Genomic DNA, 17,740 nt, shown 5'->3' with positions numbered 1-17,740 from the left:
TTTTTTCTTTGCGTCAGCGACTTTGCGAGATTAAAAAAGAACTTTACTTCAATCGCTTTTTTAATTGATAATCATACAGCGACGGAATTTTTTCAATTGGTGTGTTCAAAAATTCAATGTATGGATCAACATCGTATTTGATTTCAAATTTCGTATTTCCGTGAACACCAATAATTCTAGCTAAAGCGCCGTCTTTCATTCCGTATAATAAAACCGATTTTGATGCGTCTGGGTTTTCTACCTGAACATTGATATTCCAAAACGTACTGAAAGGTCCGTGAGAAGGTTTCCAATATTCGGCACCGCCACCGCCAAATAAGGCGTAACTGTTGTTTTTATCGGGTTTTAAATGAACGGTAATATTATCAAATAAATTTTGATGATTGGCTCCCGAATGCTGGTCTAAAACTGGATCTGTAAAAATTTCACAGTTTTGATAAACATTTTTAGTCGCAAAAGTGTTGAAACTTAAAGGATGAACAGCTGAATTATAGATTTTCAAGTTCTTTACCAAAATATTATGCACGCCACCCAAAGTTACAGTATAATGTGCCAAATGCGAACCATCGGTCGTGATATCCTGAATGGTAACGTTAGCAACTTCTTCGGCTAAAATACCGCTGTCGGCATTGGTGATTTTGATGTCTTTTACCCAGCTGTTGAAAAGACGCGTCAAGAAAATGCTATTGTTTCCCGGTTCAACATGATGTGCAACTCTCGGAATATCTGGAAATGTAAAACGAAGATGTTCGATTCCGACTTCGTTTAAATGTTTCCATTCTACTAATTGTGCCTGATAGCTTGGTTTAATGGAAATAGTTAAAGGAGTTTTTAAAGTGATTTTTGAACCCGAAATTTTAGTGATTTCAACCTGCTGTCTCACAATCGGAAGTTTGGGGAATTTCCAATGATGCGAGCCTGGTTTTACTTTTGCGCCTTGATATAAATCTTTGATGATTTCGCCGTTTTCACCGTCTTTATTAAATAATTGCAATTCGACAACATCACCAACTTTTAATCCTTTTACATCTGAAACGGTAATGATATGTTCGCCCATTTTTCCCGAATTGACTTTCGCCAACGTATTAGATTCTGGTTCGTATTTATCCAAATACGATTTTACACGTTCGCCCGGAACTTGTGTCCAGATAAAACCGCCAGACCATGCATATTGCGAGAAAGGAAGATCGATATTGTTTTCGGATTCACGCTGTCTTTTGTCAAAAGTGGTTAAGTATTCGCGAAGCTCAGCCAAAACTTCAGAATCTTTAAGATACATCATCGGTCTTGGACAATAGATTTCAGTTCCGTTTGCATCAGAACCTGCGCCTCGAAGGACAAAATTGCTTCTTTCGATATAAAGAATATCACTTAAGATGATTTTTCCTTTTGGCAGTTGTAAAATGACATTTCCTTCAACGGCGTTAGCAGCTTTTAATGCCTTTAATAAAGCTTTAGAATCGTCTAATTCATCATCGGCTTTGACGCCAAAATCTGTTGCATTAATAATTTTCCCCTTAATTTCAGGAATTTGGCTTTCGCCGAAGTTGTATCCTGCATAACTAAAATCGGGAAGATAGTTTGTTTTTGAAGTACTAATTTTAGGTAATTCCTGCGCCAATATGGTATTCATAAAAAAGCCACAGGAGAGAATAATGGCTTGGCGAATCATGGTTTTTTGTGGTTGTGGTTAGTTAGTTTTTTTGTGAGGTTTGCCACTAAGGCGCTAAGACACAAAGTTTTTCTTTTTTTATTTCACGCAGATTTTAAAGGATTTAAGCAGATGCTCGCAGATATTCATTATAATAAAATCTGCTGTAATCTGCCAAATCTGCGTGAAACAAAATCCTTTTAATCTTTAGCATAAAAAAATCTTTGTGTCTTAGCGCCTTAGTGGCAAAAAAAATTATAAAGATCGTTTGATCCCTATTTCAAGTCCACGTAATTCTGCAAGACCTCTCAAACGGCCGATAGCAGAATAACCTGGATTAGTTTTTTTCTTCAAATCATCCAGCATTTGGTGTCCGTGATCCGGACGCATTGGTAATTTGCTGTTGTTTCTTTTTTCGACTTCGAGAATTGCTTTTACGACTTCGTACATGTCAACATCGCCTTCAAGATGATTGGCTTCATAGAAACTTCCTTCTTCGTCGCGTTGCGTGCTTCTTAAGTGAATAAAATTCATTTTATCGCCATGACGTCTTACAATTCCGGGCAAATCATTATCGGCACGAACACCGTACGAACCTGTACACATTGTGAATCCATTCGATGGAGAAGGAGCGGCGTTCATTAATTCTATTAAATCTTCCTCTGTGCTTACCACTCTTGGCAAACCTAAAATTGGGTAAGGAGGATCGTCTGGGTGAATCGCCATCAAAACGCCTTTACTTTCGGCAACTGGAATAATTTCTTTTAGAAAATGAAAAAGATTATTCTTCAAAGCTTGTCTGTCAATATGATTGTAAGCGCTTAAAGTCACCAAGAAATCTTCAACAGTATAAGCTTCTTCGGCGCCTGGTAGTCCAGCTAAAATATTTTGTTGCAATTTGACTTTATCTTCAGAAGTCATAGCTTCAAAATAACTTTTTGCTTTTTGTTTTTGTTCTTCAGAATATTCGTTTTCTGCGCCTGGTCTTTTCAAAATATGCAATTCAAATGCAGCAAATGCATTGATATCAAAACGCAGCGCTTTTGAACCGTCTTCAACCGTATATGACAAATCAGTTCTTGACCAATCTAAAACAGGCATAAAATTGTAACAAACGCATTTAATACCGCATAAAGCTAAATTTCTGATGCTTTCTTTATAATTTTCAATGTATTCCAGATATTTTCCAGTCTGTTTTTTAATGTCTTCGTGAACCGGAATACTCTCTACAACCGACCAAGTCAAACCAGAAGCTCCTTTTTTAGGATCGCCGTTTTCGTGTTCGATTTCAACTTTTCTTTTAATGATTTCATCAATGCTCCAAACTTCTCCGTTTGGAATATGGTGTAAAGCGGTTACAATTCCTGTTGCTCCAGTTTGTTTGATATCTTGTAAAGAAACAGGGTCATTTGGTCCGAACCATCTTAATGTTTGTTCCATGTTTTATGTTTTTAGTTCCTGCAAGGTTTATAAAAAACCTTGTAGGTTTGATTTTAAAGTTATTGTTGTAAATAGTTATACCTACAAGGTTTTATAAATCTTGCGGGAGAGATTTTGCTAAATTTTAAATACTCGTAGCGGCAAATCCGCCGTCTACTTTTAAGATAGTTCCTGTTACAAATTTCGACATGTCGCTGCATAAAAATAAAAGCGCACCGTCAATATCTTCTGGAGTTCCAAATCTTCCCATTGGTGTGTGGTCGATGATTTTCTCTCCTCTTGGGGTTAGTTTTCCTTCCGGAGTCAGCAATAATGCACGATTTTGTTCTCCGATGAAAAAACCAGGAGAAATGGCATTGACACGAATTCCTTCACCATATTTTGATGCCAATTCAACCGCCATCCATTGTGTGAAGTTGTCAATAGCAGCTTTTGAAGCCGAATATCCAACCACTCTCGTTAAAGGTCTTTGCGCCGATGCCGATGAAATGTTGATAATGTTTCCTGATTTCTGCTCTGCAAAAAGTGAAGAAAAAACTTGAGTTGGAAGCATGGTTCCGATAATGTTCAAATCAATAACTTTTTGCAAATCATCGCTTTTCATATCGTAAACGGCTTGATCTGGCTGAATCGTTGCCCCAGGCATATTTCCGCCTGCGGCATTAATTAGAATATCAAGACGTCCGTATTTTTCAACAATAAAATCTCTTACTTTTTCTACTTCTTCTTTATTTAAGACATTCGCTTGAACAGCAAATCCTTTTCCGCCGTTTACTTCAAGAGTTTTTACAGTGCTTTCTGCTTTTTCAAGCGACTGCGAAACGATTCCGACAATAACTCCTTGTTGCGCCAAAACATTTGCGAATCGGCTTCCTAAAACTCCTGCGCCTCCTGTAATCAGTGCAATTTTTCCTTTTAGATTGAATATTGAATCCATTTTTGATTTTTAATTTTCAATACTTTAAATTCCAATTTTGAGAAATAAAAGTATGGTTATGGTTAGTTTACTATTTAAGTTTTTAATTGGAATTTCAAACTACAAATTTGGAATTTCAAATATTGGATTTTTTAGATTTTAACCTTAAAGACAAGTTTTTTTATAAAACCTTCGCCAATCATAGCTGCGTGAACATCTTCTGGGTATAAAATGGCAAATTGTTTTTCTTGAAGTTCAAAAAACATATCCGGTTTATCGTGAAAGAAACGAACATCTCTTTCGTCACTGTAATCGCCGTTCGGACTAATACACTTTTCTCTTGGTTTCCATGCAAAAGTTTCAGGACCTTGTATCGAAATCTGAATATCAATATTTTTATCATGGCATTCAAATCCTTTAATGCTCTCCTCTCTAGAGTTTCCGTCTCCATGTATTACAATCAGTTTTAAGCCTTCGCTGATTTCAATCACGCCAGCTTCAAGACCAGCAATATCGGTTTGGTTTACATATTCGAAGGCTTTCTGAAAATTTGGATGAAGCCCAAAATATTTTGATGCATTTTGTAGAGAATCTATTATCATTATATTTTTTTGTTATGTTGAATTTTAAGTTTTTATTCTAAATCTCAGTTGTTTTAAGTCACAGATAATTTCAATTGTCGGTTTTGCGTCTAAAAATAAATTTTTACAAAAATCATGATAGTTTAGAAACATATGTTTATTTTTGCGTGTACGCACACGGACAATTACAAATGTAAATAAAAAGTTAAGCAAAACAACTTTTTTAGACGTAAAATAAAGGTGCTTAAATGTTATTTTTTCAACTTAAAAATAGAAATGCCATTATAACAATTAAACAAATTGCAGCTTTAGCAGGTGTTTCGGCAGGAACAGTAGACAGAATCATCCATAATCGAGGACAGGTTGCGCAAGAAACAGTCGATAAAGTAAATGCCATAATAGAAGAACACGACTACAAAAGAAATATTCTAGCCAGCAATCTGGCTTTGAACAAGAAGTTTCGTTTTGCTGTTTTTCTGCCGCATTATGAAAATCTTGAGTATTGGCGCAGCCAGATAGAAGGAATTATGGAAGCTGAGGAAGAATACAGTAAATTCGGAATCATGCTCGATTATTTCTTTTACGATTTTGATGTGGCTTCATTTAAGGAAGCCATAAAAGAAGTTCTTGAATATGAATGTGATGCTCTTTTGTTTGCTCCTATTTTTTATGAAGAATCAGTTCGATTTTTAAAAGAGTTTGAAAAGAAAAACGTTCCTGTAGTAATGATTGATTCAGATATTAAAAGCAGCGATCATGCCTATGTGGGACAAGACGCTTTTCAGAGCGGTTATTTGGCAGGAAGGTTAATTAGTTTTGCGGAAAAGAATGAACGACAAGTCCTTATATTTAAAATCGCTCGAGAAATTGAAAGTACTTCAGTTTATCTTCAGAGAATAGATGGTTTTTATTCTTATTTTAATGACCATCAGGAAATTACCAATTTTAAATTTTCTGAGATTACCATTAAAGATTCAGGAATTAACCAAATGAATTTGGAAATGTTTTCTGGAATAAACAGCATTTTTGTTCCCAATTCGAGGGCATATATAGTTGCTCAATTTTTGGAGGAAAACAATATAAAAGGTCTCCGTATTATAGGTTATGATTTACTAAATGAAAATATTGATTATCTGAATAAAGGAATAATCGATTTTTTAATCAATCAAAGACCAGAAAAACAAGGCTATTTGGGAATTAATTATTTATACAAAAAATTAGTGCTTCAGGAAGAAACAGACCGTACAAATTATATTCCGCTTGAGATTATTGTAAAAGAGAATTATTCTCCTGCTCGAAAGTAAAGATTGCAAATTATACCTAACAGATTTTAAAAAACTGTCAGGTATAATTTGTATGAAAAAACCTTTGTGTCTTTGTGCTTTAGTGGCAGAAAAAACTTATTTATTAACCTTCACAATCAGAGGATTATTAATCTTTTCAGCAAAAGCACTTAAGTAATTTTCCCATGATTTTTTTGTTACAAAATATCCTTGGGTTTTCCATCCAAAGCCTGCGTAGTAAACGGCTTTGTTCTTTTTAACAGAAATAGTTCCGTACAAATTGCTTAAATCCTTTTCGTCTGTTGCATGATTGTCAAAACTTAGCAAAGTATTTTTTGGAGCCACTAAACCCAAGCCGATTTCAGAATCGTCAATAGGTTCCCAATAGCTTAGCCAGCCTTGTTTTTGATTGGTTTCAACTGTACCTTTTTTATCGTGAAGAGTCAATCCTGCAGCAATTTCTTTTGTTCCGGTAATAGTGATTTCAAATTTTGAAAGATGGCTTCCATAATCCAGACTGATTAATTTTGATTCGGTTATTTTATTGCCTTTGGCATCCCAATCGGCATAAGTGAGAACAAAACTCGTTCTGATTGGTCCATTGGTAATCGTTTTCCAGCTGATGAAGTTTTTAGAGAAATAATACTTTCCATCTGCTTTTACTGCAATTCCGCCCACGCCGCGACTGTCACCTACGTGAAAGTTGTCTAGACCTTCGCCTGTATCTTTATGATAAGTTCCAGCTCCAGAAGTCATTTTTTGATACCATTTATCAATAATCGGATAATCGACTTTTTTTAGCCAAGCATCAATTCCGCTGGTTAATGTACCGCCTGGAATATTGTCTTCGACCATTTTTTGTGCCACAGGGCCGTAAGTCCTAAAAGCCACTCTGTTATTTTCCCATGCGTAATCGTCTGTACGTTCTGGTACGAAGCGAGAAAAACAGTTGATTTTTTTTGAAGCTGAAGGATTTGTTTCCACTAAAACTTCAAAATCTTGTTTTGATGAAGCTTTGATTTTTGGCTGAAACAATAAAACATCTGCTATTCCGTCTCCGTCATTATCTACTGTTTGAGTTTCTAAAAATGTATTGCCATTTTTTATTACATAATTTTCGAGTTTAATATTAGCTGCTAATCCAAGAGACTTTTTTGTTAATTCGATGGTTTCAAATTCTCTGTCAACTTTTAAATTATTGGTAACTGTTATGATTTTATTCTGAGAAAATGCAGTAAAATTGGCTGTCAGAATGGTTATGATTAAAAGGTGTTTTTTCAAAATGTAAGACTTTTTAATTTGTAAAATAGGTTTGATAGGATTTTATAAAAGTACAAATCAAAAATGAAATGGAAATACAGAATTGGAGTAATTCTGTACGGAATGTTGAATTTTAAATTATTTTGTTACGGAAAACCATAATAATTAATTTATAGTATTTTTTATGTTTGGCTATTAAATTTTTAAAAATGAAAAGATGAGATATGTACCCAATTTAATTCCAGACAAATCAAAAGTATTAGGACACTATTTTAAAGGAAATATTCATAAACCAAAAAAAGTGAGCTCTTTTCAGAATGTTTTAAGATGGATTGGCGGTTTATTTTTTATGTTAATTGCATTGTCATTTTTAAAACATTTAATACTTACATTATTATTTGGCTTAATTGGTTTTATGATTTTACCTCCAGGTCATAATTGGCTAGAGAAAAAGTTTCGTTTCAATTTAACGACAAAGATTAAATCTTTTTCGGGTGTCATAATTTTTTTATTTTCTCTCCCGCTTTTAGGACATTACGATTCATTAGATAAAAAAGAAGCTCAATTATTAAAGTTTAAAATTGAACAAGAAGAAAAACTGAAAGCTGAATTCCAAAAGAAAGAAAAAATTAGAAAAGATAGTCTTATTTTCTTTATAAATGAAAGTAAAAAACAGGTAGATATACATAAGACAGTTGAAGCTAAAAGGATACTAAATAAAGCTTCTTTTTTTGCTAGATTGCCTGAAGATAAAGAGAAAATTGTTGTTGAAGAAAATAATATAGCCAAAGTAAAAGCATTTGATTTTGTTGACTCGGGACAATATAAGTTAGCAATTCCTTTATTGGATACTTTAATTAGCGATGATGATGATAATGCGATTTTTTTCTATAAACGAGCAGTTTGTTATAGCAAAACAGGTAAAATTGGTGAAGCTGTTGTAGATTGTAAAACAGCGGTTAAATTGGGGGATACAAATGCGGAGAAGCTTCACGATAAAATCAATCCGATAAAAAAACGTATAGCATACTATGTAACTCGCTGTTGTGATGGCACTACTTCAAGTTCAAGCGGTAGAGGAACTTGCTCACACCATGGAGGAGTTTGCAATTGGAGCGAACCAGTTTATGAAGAATATAGAAAATACGAATAAGTTATGAGAGTTAATATTTTCCAAAACGTTCCGTTGGTAAAACCTAGTTTTTTTCAAAAATTATTTAAACAATTACCGATAGAGAATAGTGTAATTGAGTTAAATAACTTATTAGCAATTTATCCCATCTCGGAAATTTCTAAAAAAAGAGTTGCAGAGATCGAAAAACGTTATCAAATAATACTTAAAGACGAATTTAAGTTAAATCTTGAGGAGTTTTACGCTGTCTATTTAAATCATTGTCTTGAAGAAGGAAATTTAAAAGATGAAGATTTTGATAATCTGAATCATCTTCGTTTGATTCTGTCTTTAAATGATAGTACAGCTAAAGAACTGCACCACAAGATTGGAGAGATTGTTTACAAGAATTTTTTTGAGAAAGCGATTGCAAATGGCAGATTAATAAGGAGAGAGGAGGATTTTTTAGAAAAGATTGAAAATGATTTAGAGTTACCAAAGCAAACGGTAAATAGAATTTCGAATGATGTAAAAATGGGGTTTATTCATAATTATGCTAATAATATAATTAGAGATTTGGAGCTTACGCCAAATAAAGAACAAGAGCTGCAAAATATTGCTGAGAGCTTTAGAATAGATTTAAAGTTTGATAAAGAAACTACAGAGAAATTAGCAAGACTGCATTTATATTGGAAGTTGCAAAATTTACCTTTACCAACTGTTTCATGTAATATTGAAATTCAAAAATCAGAGCTATGTTATTTCAAAATTGATTCGGCTCAATGGCATGAATTAAAAAATTATAAGCACAAACCTGTTGATTATAATTCTAATGTTAAAGAACTAAAAAGATTTTATTTAAATACTCAAAAAACAAACAATACAGTTTATACAAAATATATCGATTCTGGAAGTTTATATCTTACTAATAAAAGAATTATTTTTATTGGAAGAAATAAAAATCTAAACATAAGATTTGAGAAAATTTTGAGATTAACTCCACAATCTAATGGAATTGAAATAGATAAAGAAACTATTAAATCTGTGTTTATTAAAATCTATAATCAAGCTGACGAATTTTCTTTAATTTTAGATAGGTTAATAAAACAAATAAAGTAGATTGTTTCATATTGAAAATTTAAATGAATGTAACTAAATATATTTATAATGGAATATAAAAAATGGCTTACATATTGGAAAAAAAACTTATCTGACTCTTTGAAAAGTGATATTGATATTAAAAACCTAAAACATTTTGAAGTTGATATTTTTAATATAGAAAATCCTGTTGTAAATGAACTTGGAAAAATAAATAAGTTAATAGATTTTGAAGAAGAAATTTTAAACAAAAAAAAAGGAATCACAAATAAAGAAAGTGAAAATTGGGTTTCTCTAGCTGATATCCACATTTTAATTTCTCCTATTAAAATTAAGCCTACAACCGAAAACTTGGTGTATTTAAAGGATAAAAATCCAAAATTTCCCTTTTGGTTTTTTGCAAAAGTAGATAGATTAGGTAATTTAAATGTTCCAGATGATACTTTTCCCATTTTTCAAAGAAAATTTTTAGAACCGCTTGCTGATGAGCGTACAGAGTTCATTTTTGGATCTCTAGAAAATATTGATAAAGCTACTGCTGTAGGAAAAGAAAAATTTGACAACTATTCGGATTATGTAAACTACCTGCAAAATGTTTTTAAATTGGCAATTGACCAAGATTTTAAAGATTATGTATCTACAGGATATGAAACGTTAAAAAGCGGAATTATTCTTTTGCCTAATGAAGAAATTAATGCAGCTGTCGGTATAATAAAATTGTACGAAAAAATATTAAAAGAAAAAGAGATTCCAAGTTTATTAAAGCACTTCATTACATTAGAAAACAAGAATGTAAATCCACCATTAGAAGTAAAGCAATTTATAGATTCTAATTTTCTGCATTTAGGACAAATGGGATATGAACATTCTATTTCTATTTCACAGAGAAAAAGCTTGTATACTTTTTTAGAGCGTAATGATAAAGTTTTTGCAGTAAACGGCCCTCCTGGAACAGGAAAAACTACGTTATTGCAGAGTATAGTTGCAAATAAAATAGTTGAAAGTGCAATTAAAGGTGGTGAAGCACCTCTAATTCTCGCTTGTTCGACAAATAACCAGGCTGTTACAAATATTATAGATAGTTTTTCTAAATCAAATACAAGAGAAGGAGATTTACAAGGAAGATGGATTCCTGAAATTGATGGATATGCAACTTATTTATCATCAAAAATAAAAACAGTAGAAGAATTAAAGGGGATTAATTACAAGAAAGAAGATGGCGAAGGATTGTTTAATAATGTAGAAAACCCATCTTATCTGAAAGAAGCGAAGGACTATTTTATTGAAAAAAGCAAAATTTACTTAAAAAAGCAAATCTTAAATATTCAATCAGTAACCACTGAACTTAGAAATGAGATAATTAAGATTGAAAATAATCTAAAAGAAGCTTCTGCTTTTTGGAATGATTATTTAAATATGGAAAACCAATTCCAGAATGAATACTATATTCCGAAAGCAATTAAAGATAAATATTATACAGGTACACTTTTAAACGAATCTTATTTTGATTCAGATATTAGTGAACTTAAAAAATTGGAAGAAAAAAATATCTTTTACTTTAATAATGAGCCATTTTTTAGAAAACTGTTTTGTTTTTTTAGATTTAAATCAGCTCTTCAAAATAGAAAATCAGAGATTAGAATTTTGTTGCGGGATTCATTAATAGAAGAAACAAATGATTTTGTATATAATAAGATTGATGTTCTTGACACAATTGATAAAAAAATAAGATTAGCTGATTCAATTTCAAACTCTGTAAAAAAGTGGAAAGATTGGAAAGTTAAAAATTCAATTATTGGAAATCCTCCAAAGAATGAAGATGAATATTGGAATTTTGAATATGCTAAGATAAAAAACAAGGCAGAACCAAATTGTTTTTACGATGAATTAGATGTCAGCCTTCGCCATAAGTCTTTTCAATTAGCTTTGCACTATTGGGAAGGTAGATGGCTTATGAGATTAGAGACAGATTTAACAGATCCTAATTTTAAGAAAAAAGGCATTGACGCTGTTAAAAATAGATGGAAACGTCAGGCCATGTTAACACCTTGTTTTGTTAGTACATTTTATATGGCTCCAAAATTTTTCAGTTATTATAAATTTTTCAGACAAAGTGAAGACGGAACTAATCTTTTTGATAATCCACCACTCTATGATTTTGTAGATTTATTGCTGGTTGACGAAGCTGGACAGGTAACACCAGAAGTTGGTGTTGCAACCTTTTCTCTTGCTAAACAAGCAGTAATTGTTGGAGATGTCAAACAAATTGAGCCAATTTGGAATGTTTCCAATAAAATTGATATAGGTAATCTTAAAAAGAGCGAGATAATTAAGAGTTATGATGATGGAATTTACGAGAAAGAATATGATTTTAAAGGATTTTTATCTTCTACTGGGAGCATAATGAAAATAGCTCAAAATGCATGCAATGTTAAATCAAGTAATTTTGAAGAGAAAGGTTTGACATTATTGGAGCATAGACGTTGTTATAATGAAATAATTGAGTATTGTAATGTTTTAGCATATAATGGACAATTGAAAGCTCTTAAAGGGAAAGCTCCTAATGATTTGTTATTTCCTCCAATGTATTGCATCCATGTAGAAGGTAAATCAAAAATTTTAAATTCTAGTAGATATAATCAAAATGAAGTAGATGCTATTGTAAATTGGCTGATTTCCAATAAAAAGAGCATTGAGTCAAAATACAAAAACAATGAAATATCAGAGAGAATTGAAAATATTATTGGGATTATCACACCTTTTGTAGGACAAAAAAACACTTTACGTAACGCATTGAAAAATGCTGGTTTTGATGTTAACCTGTTAAAATTAGGAACAGTTCATGCATTGCAAGGCGCAGAAAGACCTATTGTCTTATTTTCAATGGTCTATGGAAAAAACGATTCGGGAACAATGTTTTTTGACAGAGATAACAAACCTAATATGTTAAATGTTGCAGTTTCTAGAGCAAAGGATAATTTTATTGTTTTTGCAAATACAGAAATATTAAACAAACAATCAAAAATACCTTCTGGAATATTAGCGAATCATTTGATTTATAATGATAAGGTTTAATTAAGGGAGAAATATATTAATAAGGTATGGAAGTTAAATGTATTATTTTCGATTGTGATGGAGTATTGGTAGATACAGAAAAAATCGGAAACGGAATATTGCTGTCAATGGCTCAAGAGCACGGATTCGAAATGGATTTGGAAGATGCCTATCGTTATTTTAACGGACGCAGTTTAAAAGATTGTTTTTTACAGATTGAAAAAGGAATCGGGACAAAACTTCCGGAAGATTTTGAATCGAATTACAGAGATAGAAGTTTTGAAGCTTTTAAAAAAGAAACGAAAGCAATGGAAGGGATTGTTGATTTTTTAAACAGTCTAAAAATACCGTATTGTACGGCTTCGAGCGGTCCTCTTGAAAAAATCAGGCTTAATCTTGAACTTGCAGGACTTCTTGACAGATTTGAAGGCAGAATATTTAGCTCGTATGTTATTAAAAGCTGGAAACCTGATCCAGGAATTTTTTTGCACGCAGCTAAAGAAATGGGTTTTGAAGTAAAAGATTGTATCGTAATAGAAGACAGTGCGGCTGGTACTAAGGCAGGAGTAAGCGGAGGTTTTAAAGTCTTTGGTTTTGCAAACGGTTTCAATAATGAAGATTTAGAACAAGAAGGAGCGACCCTTTTTCATAGTTATAAGGAACTGACTGAGATTTTGAAATTTTAGATTTGATAATTCAGTTTTTAAAGAAACTTTCAGACTAAATCCGACAGATTTTAAAAACCTGTCGGATTTAGTGTTTAAAATCATTATTTATAGTGATTCTTTTAATGAAACCGAAAATTAAATTTGCTTTTGGACTTACATGCAAAATTAATTTTAGACTAAGGAAATGAAAGAATATCAAATAGCTATTGAGAAAGAAATTGCACAATTTGCGGCAGAACATGAATCGGATTACAAATTAATTATAGAAAAAATTCTTTCCTATAATTATAAAAATTACACAAACGATTTTAATGAATTTTTTAAATTTAGAAAAGAGCTTAAAAGCTATTACTTAAAACGTGCAATAGCTGATTTTAAAACTTCTAAAGATAAAAATCTAAAAGAATTAATTGTAAATCTCGCTGATGTGTCGTATGACCGTGATTATGATGTGTTGATTGGTCTCGAAGAAGAAGATATATTTCAAAAAGTGCTGGCTTATGCAAACGACTTTTTGAAAGGAGAGGATTTTATTTTTTTTCAGCAGCAGTATGTCAACTCAGAAGTGCTTTTTGCTTTGGTAAGTGCTTATGAAAATTCTCTGTTCAGCAAAGAAATTTTATTGTTTTTTGAAACTGCGTTTGATTATGTAAAAAAATATGCCTCAGAAAATGATACAAAAAAAACAAGTACCAGCAAAGATCCCGATGGAAGTACATTGCTTGAACTTGCAAAAGCACTTTCTTCTTTTGATGTAAAGTCAAGAGAGCATTTTACCTCTACAGTTTTTGAAATTTATATTTTCTCCATTAAAAGAAAAAGAAATTATCAAATGAAACAGACAGCAGGTTTTATAGCTGTTTTGTTAACAAAATTCCAAACTCCTTTTGATTTAAATATTTTAGAAAATTTTATCAAAAAAGAACGTAAGTTTTCTCCAGATGCAGTTTATGTACACCAAACGCGCTACACAAAATGGATTCTTGAAAAAAATACATCTAAACCGTTGCGTTTTCTAAAGAACGATGAAAACTTAAGTCCAATATTTGCGATTTTTGCTTTGGCCGATTTAAATTGTAAAAAAGCAATTCCGTTACTTTTAGAAAAGCAGCATAAAGAAACCAACCCTATAATTTGGGAGGTATACCAAGAAGCTGTTCAAAGATTAGAAAAAGATTTTACTGCCTTACATTATGAAGAAAGAATAATATCTCTTTATGATACACTTACTCCAGCACAGCGCGCACTAGGAGCAGAATCAGATAATGTTTTTGTTCATCGCGCTAAACAAAAGTTCATGGTCGATAATACGGTTTATGAAACAGATCAGGATTAAATTTTAGTTCTCAATAACCGGTTACGATTTTGAATTATAAGATAATTTCTTGCATTTTTGATATTCTTATTAGCAAATGTAATTTGTTGCATTAAAATAAAATTTTATATATTTGAATTTCGATATTCTCTTTTTTGGTTTGGTAATAATGAATAATTGTTATTGATACATTTAAAAAAAGAATGTTTTTTGCCTAAAAAACGACTTCTCCCAAAGGGTTGTTTTTAATGCTGTAGTTTCCCAATGACTGCAGAGTAACCTACAGACAGAAACAAAATGACGAAATTTAGAATTAGATTTTTAGTTTTATTAGTATCGCTTATTTCTCCGGTTGTTATTTCTCAAATTAAAAAAATTGGAGTTCCGTTTATTACTAGTTACAGTCCAAAAAATTATAAAGCGGCTTCTGAAAACTGGGATGTTATTCAGGATTCAAAAGGTATGATGTTTTTTGCCAATCATTTTGGAATCATGCAGTTTGACGGCGTTCGATGGAATATTATTACGCAGCCTGAAAATCGCAGTATGGTTCGCTCTCTCGCCATCGACAAGAATGATAAAATGTATGTAGGTGCTCAAGGAGATTTTGGTTATGTTGTTCAATTATCAAATGGCCAATATCGATATACATCTTTAGTAAAGCTACTTTCTGCTTCGGATAGAAATTTTGGAGATGTTACGCATACTGTGATTCGAAATAATGAAATTATTTTTTTTTCTGACGAAAGGATTTTTATTTATAAGAATAATAAAATCAATGTTTTAAAGTCAAGATCTAGTTTTGATGATTTTTTTGAATCAGGGAATGAAATCTATGTTTCTGATAATGCCAAAGGTTTAGTACAGTTAAAGAACGATGCTTTGGTTCCGTTTCCAAATGGAGAAAAATTTGCCGGAATGAAGATTAGAAAGATTTTTAAAACAAAAAAAGGGCTTTTATTGTTTACCCAACAGGAAGGACTTTTTCTTTATACAGAAAATCAGATAAAACCATTTGCAACAGAAGTCGATTATTTATTGAAGCAACATCAAATCTCAACCGGAATTCAATTTTCTAATGGGTATTTTGGAATTGGAACGCGTCAGACTGGTTTGATAGTTATAGATGGTGAAGGACATTTAATCCAACATATCAATAAACAAAAAGGACTTCAGAATAATTATGTTACTAGTTTTAAAGTTGATAGAGAAGACAATTTATGGGTAATATTAAAAGAAGGAATTTCGCTGATTCAGATTTCATCGCCTTTATCCAGAATTTTGGATGCTTCAAATTCTGAAACCAAAATATACTGCAGCAAGATTTATCAGGATAAATTGTATATCGCGACAGATAATGGTTTGTTGTGGTTCGATTGGCAAGCGTATAAAAAAGGAAAACGGGATAACATCCATTTTCAGCATATTGCTGGAATGTCAGAAAATGTTTGGAATATTGGTATTTTCGGAAACTCGCTTTTGGCTTTTGAGAAAAACGGAATATTTGAAGTTTCAGGAAATACAGCTAAAAACATTGCCAAAATAGATGGTGCTTGGCAGGGAATTCTGGTACCCAATCATCCTGATTTACTGCTTGTAGGAGGTTATAAAGGTTTGTATCTTTTAAAGAATATAAACGGATCGTGGGTTTATCAGCATAAATTAAAAGGTTTTGAAGAAAGCAGCCGTGTAATTGAAACGGATTCCAATAATGCTATATGGATTGCACATGGTTATAAAGGTATTTTTAAAATTAAATTGAATACGGCATTTGATGCTGTTTCGGATGTTCAGTTTTATAATCAGAAAAATGGTTTTCCTTCGAGTTTGTTTTTAAATACATTTAAGATTGACAAACAGATTCTTTTTGGAACGACAAAAGGAGTTTATAAACAGAATGAGGCTTCAAAGAAAATGTTTGCTGATCCTGTTTTTAAAAAATATTTGGGACTCGAAAATCATATCCGTCTTTTAAAACAGGACAGTCAAAACAATATCTGGTACATTTCTGGAGAAAATACTGGAAAAATGATTAGAAAAGCTAATGGTAATTTTGAAGTCGAAGAACTGCCTTTTAGAAAACTTCGTTATTTATATGTTCCAGGTTTTGAAAATATTCAGACTACAACCAGCGGAGATGTTTTTTTTGGAACTCAGGACGGCCTAATTCATTACAATTCAATAAAAAACAAAAAATATCAGACAAAATACAAAGCCGTAATTTCTGAAGTAAAATGCATTATACCGAAGGATAGTCTATTATTTTCAAGTCGATATGATGTCCTTCCAAATCTTAATAAATCTGCTGATGATAAATTTTCGGCAGTATTGTCATATAAAAATAATGCTCTTCATTTCTCTTTTGCTTCACTTTTTTATGATGAAGCTGAAGCGACTAGATACGAGTATTGGCTGGAGGGTTTTGAACCCAAATGGTCGGATTGCAGTCTTCAAACAGAAAAAGAATACACCAATCTTCCCGAAAAAGAATATGTTTTTCATGTACGTGCAAAAAACATTTACGATGTAGCAAGCGAAGAAGCCGTTTTTCGTTTTAAAATCTTACCGCCTTGGTACAGAACGATGTGGGCTTATATATTGTATTTTTTACTTTACAGTTTCGTGATTTATTTGATTGTTAAATACCAAAAAACAGTTGCAGGAAGACAACGCCATCAGTTAATCCAGAATCAGGAAAAGGAACTGCTTAGAAGTCGTGCAGAGCTTAACGAACAGAAACTTACGATGGAACATGAAAACATGGCTATTATACGCGAGAATCTTGAAGCAACGATTAATCTGAAAAATGCTAAAGTCGCTTCTAGTACCGTGAATATTATTCATTTAAATGAAATTCTGCTTTCGATAAAAGAACTCATAAGTCAGATTGATAAGAAGAATGATCCGAATGTAAACTTTAGTCTGTTAACCAAAATAAACAAACTGATTGATCACGAATTGCAGGGCGATAAACAATGGAATGAGTTTGAGGAGATTTTTAATCAGCTACATGATAATTTTATGCAAAGGCTCAAACAAAGTTACCCAGAACTTACGCCGCGAGATATGCGATTGTGTGCTTATCTGCGAATGAATTTCAATACAAAAGAAATCGCTCCGCTTTTAGGAATCTCTGTAAGAGGTGTTGAAGATACCCGATACAGAATACGCAAAAAGTTAAAGCTTCCATCTGATACAAACATAACAGAATTCATTCTTAATTTTTAGTTTTTTATTACAAAGTAAAATCTTAGGTAGTTTTACGGTTTTTGAGAGCTGTTTATTACAATTTTTTTATAAACACCGTAGTCAAACCGTAGCCCAAAATGTAAGTCTAGCCTGATTTATTTGTTAATATTGTCG

The 17,740-nt window shown here is 32.1% G+C and carries 12 protein-coding genes; 7 read left to right on the top strand and 5 right to left on the bottom strand.

Translation table 11 applies throughout. The annotated features are described in order from the left end of the window. Positions 1 to 43: 43 nt before the first annotated feature. The 4 genes from ACFFLS_RS13605 to ACFFLS_RS13590 all read right to left on the bottom strand — a co-directional run bounded on the left by ACFFLS_RS13605 (position 44) and on the right by ACFFLS_RS13590 (position 4,609). Positions 44 to 1,672, bottom strand: a complete 1,629-nt coding sequence (locus ACFFLS_RS13605; RefSeq protein ID WP_379682127.1) for a hypothetical protein — start codon at positions 1,670 to 1,672, stop codon at positions 44 to 46. 234 nt (positions 1,673 to 1,906) lie between these two features. Continuing rightward, complete coding sequence (uxuA, locus tag ACFFLS_RS13600; protein ID WP_379682126.1) at positions 1,907 to 3,091, bottom strand: mannonate dehydratase; 1,185 nt, start codon at positions 3,089 to 3,091, stop codon at positions 1,907 to 1,909. A gap of 124 nt (positions 3,092 to 3,215) precedes the next feature. After that, positions 3,216 to 4,028: an SDR family oxidoreductase gene (locus tag ACFFLS_RS13595; RefSeq protein ID WP_379682125.1), complete on the bottom strand. Its 813-nt coding sequence runs from the start codon at positions 4,026 to 4,028 to the stop codon at positions 3,216 to 3,218. A gap of 131 nt (positions 4,029 to 4,159) precedes the next feature. Beyond that, positions 4,160 to 4,609 (bottom strand): NanQ anomerase/TabA/YiaL family protein, encoded by a 450-nt coding sequence (locus tag ACFFLS_RS13590; RefSeq protein WP_379689445.1) that lies wholly within the window; start codon positions 4,607 to 4,609, stop codon positions 4,160 to 4,162. 227 nt (positions 4,610 to 4,836) lie between these two features. Between ACFFLS_RS13590 and ACFFLS_RS13585 the strand changes: the two genes are divergently transcribed. Continuing rightward, positions 4,837 to 5,892 carry a substrate-binding domain-containing protein gene (locus ACFFLS_RS13585; protein ID WP_379689443.1) on the top strand — a complete coding sequence of 352 codons (1,056 nt, stop codon included), beginning with the start codon at positions 4,837 to 4,839 and terminating at the stop codon, positions 5,890 to 5,892. A 96-nt stretch (positions 5,893 to 5,988) separates the two neighbouring features. Here ACFFLS_RS13585 and ACFFLS_RS13580 read toward each other — a convergent pair whose 3' ends face one another. Further along, entirely contained in the window at positions 5,989 to 7,152 is a 1,164-nt protein-coding gene (locus ACFFLS_RS13580; protein WP_379682123.1) for a BT3233 family polysaccharide utilization protein, read from the bottom strand. Positions 7,153 to 7,348: 196 nt separating this feature from the next. On the opposite strand from ACFFLS_RS13580, the gene ACFFLS_RS13575 reads away from it, so the two are divergent. The 6 genes from ACFFLS_RS13575 to ACFFLS_RS13550 all read left to right on the top strand — a co-directional run bounded on the left by ACFFLS_RS13575 (position 7,349) and on the right by ACFFLS_RS13550 (position 17,605). Beyond that, entirely contained in the window at positions 7,349 to 8,284 is a 936-nt protein-coding gene (locus tag ACFFLS_RS13575; protein WP_379682122.1) for a hypothetical protein, read from the top strand. A gap of 3 nt (positions 8,285 to 8,287) precedes the next feature. Next, positions 8,288 to 9,361, top strand: coding sequence for a hypothetical protein (locus tag ACFFLS_RS13570; protein ID WP_379682121.1), 1,074 nt, complete (start codon positions 8,288 to 8,290; stop codon positions 9,359 to 9,361). Between the two features lie 48 nt (positions 9,362 to 9,409). Further along, positions 9,410 to 12,415, top strand: coding sequence for an AAA domain-containing protein (locus tag ACFFLS_RS13565; RefSeq protein ID WP_379682120.1), 3,006 nt, complete (start codon positions 9,410 to 9,412; stop codon positions 12,413 to 12,415). Positions 12,416 to 12,441: 26 nt separating this feature from the next. Next, entirely contained in the window at positions 12,442 to 13,080 is a 639-nt protein-coding gene (locus ACFFLS_RS13560) for an HAD family hydrolase (RefSeq protein ID WP_379682119.1), read from the top strand. A gap of 166 nt (positions 13,081 to 13,246) precedes the next feature. After that, on the top strand, positions 13,247 to 14,398 hold the full coding sequence (locus ACFFLS_RS13555; RefSeq protein ID WP_379682118.1) for a hypothetical protein: 1,152 nt from the start codon (positions 13,247 to 13,249) through the stop codon (positions 14,396 to 14,398). 276 nt (positions 14,399 to 14,674) lie between these two features. Continuing rightward, positions 14,675 to 17,605 carry a triple tyrosine motif-containing protein gene (locus ACFFLS_RS13550; RefSeq protein WP_379682117.1) on the top strand — a complete coding sequence of 977 codons (2,931 nt, stop codon included), beginning with the start codon at positions 14,675 to 14,677 and terminating at the stop codon, positions 17,603 to 17,605. The last annotated feature ends 135 nt before the right edge of the window (positions 17,606 to 17,740 follow it).

Origin of the sequence: Flavobacterium procerum, from assembly GCF_042431625.1 — a bacterium.
Lineage (GTDB): Bacteria > Bacteroidota > Bacteroidia > Flavobacteriales > Flavobacteriaceae > Flavobacterium > Flavobacterium procerum.
The sequence above is the reverse complement of the archived record's forward strand: the minus strand, read 5'-3'. Positions and strand labels throughout refer to the sequence as shown.

Coding starts and splice junctions, on each gene's coding strand:
- ACFFLS_RS13605 (WP_379682127.1), bottom strand. CDS start 1,672: ATGATTCGCCAAGCCATTATTCTCTCCTGTGGCTTTTTTATGAATACC.
- uxuA (WP_379682126.1), bottom strand. CDS start 3,091: ATGGAACAAACATTAAGATGGTTCGGACCAAATGACCCTGTTTCTTTA.
- ACFFLS_RS13595 (WP_379682125.1), bottom strand. CDS start 4,028: ATGGATTCAATATTCAATCTAAAAGGAAAAATTGCACTGATTACAGGA.
- ACFFLS_RS13590 (WP_379689445.1), bottom strand. CDS start 4,609: ATGATAATAGATTCTCTACAAAATGCATCAAAATATTTTGGGCTTCAT.
- ACFFLS_RS13585 (WP_379689443.1), top strand. CDS start 4,837: ATGTTATTTTTTCAACTTAAAAATAGAAATGCCATTATAACAATTAAA.
- ACFFLS_RS13575 (WP_379682122.1), top strand. CDS start 7,349: ATGAGATATGTACCCAATTTAATTCCAGACAAATCAAAAGTATTAGGA.
- ACFFLS_RS13570 (WP_379682121.1), top strand. CDS start 8,288: ATGAGAGTTAATATTTTCCAAAACGTTCCGTTGGTAAAACCTAGTTTT.
- ACFFLS_RS13565 (WP_379682120.1), top strand. CDS start 9,410: ATGGAATATAAAAAATGGCTTACATATTGGAAAAAAAACTTATCTGAC.
- ACFFLS_RS13560 (WP_379682119.1), top strand. CDS start 12,442: ATGGAAGTTAAATGTATTATTTTCGATTGTGATGGAGTATTGGTAGAT.
- ACFFLS_RS13555 (WP_379682118.1), top strand. CDS start 13,247: ATGAAAGAATATCAAATAGCTATTGAGAAAGAAATTGCACAATTTGCG.
- ACFFLS_RS13550 (WP_379682117.1), top strand. CDS start 14,675: ATGACGAAATTTAGAATTAGATTTTTAGTTTTATTAGTATCGCTTATT.